Genomic DNA, 5,941 nt, shown 5'->3' with positions numbered 1-5,941 from the left:
GCATTTTTTATTCATCGTTGCACATATCTTCTTATCCTGTTGAATACACCTTTCTTCCTCATCTTTATTTATATAAAAATAAAATCAAATATATCAATGAGTAAAGTCTATTTGTGCCATTAAGGTGCAAAGTTATTACGTTTGGCACATATCCTGAATCTACCTAATCAGTTAATAGAGTTACAGCGATAGCGAAATAGCGATAACGGGCGATAACAAGCGAACGCTGCGCTTACTGATGGATCTATGACAGGCGATAACAAGCGAACGGTGCGCTTACGAATAGAATGATGAAAGAAGGTAACAAGCGGACGTTCACTTACTAATTAGGGCAGTAAAAATCGATAACAAACGGATTGTGTGGAAACTGCTGAACGTTGGCTTTCAGCTTTTATAACATCTAGCAGCGCAGCGAATTAGCTTCTAGGCTTTACGCTTGATACCGCTTGTCACCGCTCGTTATCGTTTATACAGCTTGATACCGTTCTTGATAGTCAGTATTAAATGATTGAAAAGGGATACGATATGACAACACGACCACTTATCTTTACTGACATAGATGGCACTTTACTGGACCATTTTGACTATAGTTTTAGTCATGCAATTGAAGTGATTGAAGCATTGAATGAACGCCATATTCCTATTATCGCCAATACCAGTAAAACCTTTGCTGAAATGGAAAAGCTACAACAAACCATCGGTTTTAACTCACCGTTTATATCTGAAAATGGCGCAGTCGTTTATATCCCAATCGGCTACTTTGACCAACAGCCTGAGGATACATTTACCGATGGATATTATTGGGTAAAAGAGTTTTGTCAGCCGCGAAAATACTGGCTTGAATTGTTAAACCAACATGCACAAGCATTTAACGATGACTTTATTGGTTTTTCATCTTTATCAGTTGAAGCGTTATGTGAAATCACCGATTTGTCACCCGATAATGCCAAGTTGGCATTGATTAGGCATTATGCAGAGCCAGTACTATGGCAAGGCAATGAAGCCAATAAACAAGCCTTTATTGAGTTGATGACACGCGCTGGTGCAAATATCCTGCAGGGTGGACGCTTTTTACATGTTGGTGGAGATACCGATAAAGGTAAGGCAATGAAATGGTTAGCCGAGGTCTACTCCAAGCAATATAACGCTCCAGTGACCACTATTGCACTCGGTGATAGTGGTAATGACAATGCCATGCTCGAAGCAGCTGATCTTGCGATACAAATTAAGTCACCCGTTCATCCATTCCCTATCTTAACCACCCAAAAACAAAGTATTAAAAGCAGCGAGTGCGGCCCTAAAGGTTGGGCTGAATGCATTAAGCAAACTCTATTGTCTTCATCGGCTGAATCACAGCTAAACCAACTACCATTTGGAGGGGCGTAATATGGCCGACTTTTATCAAAATGGCATTGTCACCACAATGCATAATTTAACCCGACGTAGCCATGAAGAGCTTGAGCAAGACTTAATCAAGTTTTCACAAACACGTCCGCTAGGATTAATTTTGCCATCTCTGTATTCAGAGCTAGAAGGCACTGCACTTAAAGATATTGTTAGTAAATTAAAACAGGTGCCGTATTTATCCGAAATTGTGATCGGATTAGATAGAGCCGATCTGCAACAGTACAAACACGCACTAAGCTTTTTTGGTGAGTTACCTCAGCATCACCGTATTTTGTGGAATGACGGCCCACGCTTACAAGCGCTGGATGCAAAGCTGCAAGCGTTAGGCTTAGCCCCTAAAGAGTTGGGTAAAGGTCGAAATGTCTGGTACTGCATGGGTTATATTCTGGCTTCAGGTAAAACAGAATCGGTTGCACTGCATGATTGTGACATCGTTACCTATGAAAAATCATTACTCGCTAGGCTACTTTATCCAGTCGCTAACCCGCAGTTTAACTATGAATTTAGTAAAGGGTATTATGCGCGTATTTCTAATGGACAAATTAATGGCCGAGTGTCACGTCTATTAGTTACGCCGTTGATTAAAGCACTTAAAAAAGTAGTCGGTTACAACGAATATTTAGAATACATGGACAGTTTTCGTTATCCATTAGCGGGTGAGTTTTCATTTAGACGAGACGTGCTTAATGACCTACGCATTCCAAGTGACTGGGGCTTAGAAATTGGCGTGCTATCAGAAATGCAGCGTAACTATGCCCATAATCGCATTTGCCAGGTCGATATAGCCGACAATTACGATCATAAACATCAAGACTTATCACTGGATAATGAAGACGCGGGTTTGTCTAAAATGTCGATTGATATCACTAAAGCCTTTTTCCGCAAATTAGCCACTCAAGGGCATACCTTTAGTACTGAATCATTCCGGACCCTTAAGGCCACTTATTACCGAGTCGCCCTCGATTATGTCGAAACCTATCATAATGATGCATTAATGAATGGTTTGACTACGGATATCCACTTAGAAGAAAAAGCGGTTGAAATGTTTGCCCAAAATATTGTTACAGCAGGGCAACGCTTTTTAGATAATCCAATGGAAACTCCGTTTATGCCAACATGGAGCCGAGTCGTGAGTGCCATGCCCGACGTGCTTGAACAGCTTAAAGCTGCTGTTGAAGCAGATAATGCCGAGTTTAGCTAATATCAAAATCGACCAAGAGGACACCCTATGTCAGTAATGGATGGATTACAGCAAAAGCTGCAGCAACAACTTAGCTGTATTTACAACGATGTCGAAATTGGTATAAGTGTGCCAACATTGGCTGAACAGCTCATCGATATCATGCGTATCACCGAGTATTGCCAAATACCTGAACCCTTTATGAATCATTGGTCTGAAAAAGACATCATTATGATCACTTATGGTGACAGTGTGATCCAACAAGGTGAGCGGCCACTCACCACGCTGGCACAATTTATCGACAGCTATTTAAGTTGCATCAATGCTGTGCACATTTTACCGTTTTTCCCTTACAGTTCAGACGATGGTTTCTCGGTTATCGACTATTCAAGTGTTAACGAAGGCCTTGGCTCGTGGGCCGATATTAGTGCTATTGCCAGTAAACGGCGATTGATGTCAGATTTAGTGATCAATCATTGCTCTAGTCGGAGCCTATGGTTTGATAATTTCTGCAAAGGTGAGGGCGTAGGCCATGACTACTTCTTTACTGCCGAGCCAGATGATGACTTAAGCGCGGTGGTTCGGCCACGAACGTCAGCACTATTAAGACCAACAGAGACACCTAACGGCACTCAACATGTGTGGTGTACCTTTAGCCATGATCAAGTTGATTTTGATTTTCGTAATCCACAAGTATTAATCGAGTTTGTCCGTATCATTCGTCAATATTTAGATGCGGGGGTGAGTATATTTCGTCTCGATGCAGTGGCTTTTTTATGGAAAATCGTCGGCAATAAATCAATTAACTTACCGCAAACTCATGGGGTAGTACGTTTATTGCGGACATTAATTGAACACGCCCAACAAGATGCCATCATCATTACCGAAACCAACATTCCCAACACTCAAAATTTAACTTACTTTGGAAATGCTAACGAAGCACATTGCATATATAACTTCTCGTTGCCGCCTTTATTAATCAACAGTCTTATTACCGGCAGTTGCTTGTACTTAAAGCGTTGGCTTATGAGCATGCCGCCCGCACAAGACGGCACCACTTACTTTAATTTTATTGCTTCCCACGATGGAATAGGTTTACGCCCGGCAGAGGGCTTACTCGACGAAGCTGAGATTGATACTCTGGTAGACACCATGAAACAGTTCGGTGGCCAAATATCATCCAGAACCACAGAAGATGGCCTGCAAAAACCATACGAAATGAACATAGCCTTGTTTGATGCGTTACAAGGAACCACTAAAGGCAAAGACTTATGGGGGATGCAACGTTTTGTGTGTGCTCATACCATTATGTTAGCGCTCGAAGGCATTCCAGGTATTTATATTCACAGTTTGCTGGGAACCCGCAACGACTATGAAAAACTGGCCAACACTTCCCATAATCGTGCCATTAACCGCCATCGTTGGGATCTCAATCAATTAACCGAGCAACTAAATGATGCCAACAGCAATCATAACCAAGTGCTAACCGAGCTAACCAATTTAATCAATATTCGCACTCAGCAAATTGCATTTCATCCCAATGCTACTCAATTCACCTTACACCTTGGGTTACAGCTGTTTGGTTTTTGGCGTCAAAGCCGTAACCGTAAACAAAGTATCTTTTGCATCAGTAATGTATCAGACCAAATCACCGATCTTCCCATTAATGAACTTAATCTTATTATTGCAGAACACTGGGTTGATCTATTAAGCGGACAACCAATAGAAGACACCACCCAAACCATGCAACTGCAACCCTATCAAACAGTGTGGATAAGCAATGTAAAAGAGCGGTGACAGGCGATGGTAATAGATGACAAGCGATATCAGGCGATGACAAGCTGGTCTCGCTTACCATCGTTATTCCGCTTATACCATTCGTTATCGTTTTTGCATGTCTTCGCTCTTTAACACTATTTCCGCTTGTTATCATTTGTTATAAAACCTTGTTAACTTGACAACGCCTTTGCTCACGATAAGCTAGTAATAATTGACATCTTGTTTTTTGGAGCCTGTATGAAAAATCTAATTATAGCTGCGGCAATATTAGCATTAAGCGCATGTAGCAGCATGAAATCAACTTCCGACTTTGATCCATCGGTATCTTTTGAACAATATAAAACTTACGCATGGGTAGAGAAAAAAAATGAAGATGCGGGCTATCATTTAGACGGCCTCATGGATCAACGTATCCGTGTTGCAATCGAAAATCAATTAAGCCAAAAAGGCATTAGCAAAACAGAAAAACAAAATGCTGACTTATTAGTTAATTACATCACCAAAGTTGATAAGAAAATCAATATCGACACTTTTAATAGTAACTTTGGCTACAACCCATATTACGGTCCACGTTGGGGATTAGGCGGCAGTATTCATAGTGAAACCACCGTGCGTGAATACGATGTTGGCACATTAATGGTCGACTTAGTGGATAACAAAACGGGAAAGTTAATTTGGCGTGGAACTGTAGCCGATACTGTGCGTGAACAAAGCACTCCAGAAGAGCGAATTAATACGATTAATCAAGCAATTGGTTCAGTAATGATGAATTATCCACCCAAGCCAAATAAGTAGTCTTTACGGCTACAAAAAAGGTACAAATGAAAGCCTCGTTTATCGAGGTTTTTTGTTGTTGGCGAGTAATACCTATATCGCCTAAAACTGATATTAATGACTCATTTAAGTAGAACTTATCAGTAAGGTAACGATTGAGTAATCAATTGAATTATCGATAAAGTCAAATTCTGATAGTCGTACCGTGAAGTGAAATAGCATGATATAAAACACAGTCAATTTGTTGTTAAATCTCCCTTAAATACACAGGATATTGACACGTGTTGAGGGGGCATTTTTTCATTTGGCAATAGCAAATATATGCAGGTTGGCATTACCAAGAGTTTTTAAGTTACATAAAGCAACATTAACCGAGTTGCGTGCGTTAAAGTTGTAAGATAAATCTCGAATGATAAATCAATTAGTTACTTCTCAGTTTAGATTATAATTATTGTCGTTATTGTTTAATATAAAACCAATTGATAACGTAAACGCTGTATTTATAGGCACTGTGGCGTAAAAACCCATTCAAATAGATAAGTAAGTTTGTTAATATCGTAAACCGTGAATGGGATGTCACTTGCTCAGATTGATGAGCAAATTTAAACAAGCGAGTAATAATGAAATCTTGGTATTTACTGTATTGCAAACCACGTCATGAAGTACGTGCACAGCAAAATTTGGCTTTACAAGAAGTCGAGAGTTATTTACCTGTTATCACCCAGCAAAAAATGGTCCGCAACAAACCAAAAATGGTTACAGCGCCACTATTCCCAAGCTACCTGTTTATCTATTTTGATC

At 40.2% G+C, this 5,941-nt stretch carries 5 protein-coding genes; all 5 read left to right on the top strand.

From position 1 onward, the window contains the following. Nucleotides 1-525: 525 nt before the first annotated feature. Nucleotides 526-1,386 (top strand): HAD-IIB family hydrolase, encoded by an 861-nt coding sequence (locus tag H5202_RS17055; RefSeq protein ID WP_182773132.1) that lies wholly within the window; start codon nucleotides 526-528, stop codon nucleotides 1,384-1,386. A 1-nt stretch (nucleotide 1,387) separates the two neighbouring features. Beyond that, a complete protein-coding gene (locus H5202_RS17050) occupies nucleotides 1,388-2,608 on the top strand; it encodes a glycosyl transferase (RefSeq protein WP_182773131.1) in 1,221 nt (406 codons plus the stop codon). 27 nt (nucleotides 2,609-2,635) lie between these two features. Then, entirely contained in the window at nucleotides 2,636-4,384 is a 1,749-nt protein-coding gene (locus tag H5202_RS17045; RefSeq protein WP_182773130.1) for a sugar phosphorylase, read from the top strand. A 219-nt stretch (nucleotides 4,385-4,603) separates the two neighbouring features. Continuing rightward, a complete protein-coding gene (locus tag H5202_RS17040; protein WP_182773129.1) occupies nucleotides 4,604-5,161 on the top strand; it encodes a DUF4136 domain-containing protein in 558 nt (185 codons plus the stop codon). Nucleotides 5,162-5,760: 599 nt separating this feature from the next. After that, nucleotides 5,761-5,941 (top strand): transcription termination/antitermination NusG family protein (locus H5202_RS17035; RefSeq protein ID WP_272490476.1); only part of this gene is annotated, 181 nt, incomplete at its 3' end.

Source organism: Shewanella sp. SG41-4 (assembly GCF_014164505.1).
In the GTDB taxonomy this organism is placed as follows: Bacteria; Pseudomonadota; Gammaproteobacteria; order Enterobacterales; family Shewanellaceae; genus Shewanella.
Note: the sequence above shows the minus strand (reverse complement) of the source record. Positions and strands in the feature narration are given on the sequence as shown.

Coding starts and splice junctions, on each gene's coding strand:
- H5202_RS17055 (WP_182773132.1), top strand. CDS start 526: ATGACAACACGACCACTTATCTTTACTGACATAGATGGCACTTTACTG.
- H5202_RS17050 (WP_182773131.1), top strand. CDS start 1,388: ATGGCCGACTTTTATCAAAATGGCATTGTCACCACAATGCATAATTTA.
- H5202_RS17040 (WP_182773129.1), top strand. CDS start 4,604: ATGAAAAATCTAATTATAGCTGCGGCAATATTAGCATTAAGCGCATGT.
- H5202_RS17045 (WP_182773130.1), top strand. CDS start 2,636: ATGTCAGTAATGGATGGATTACAGCAAAAGCTGCAGCAACAACTTAGC.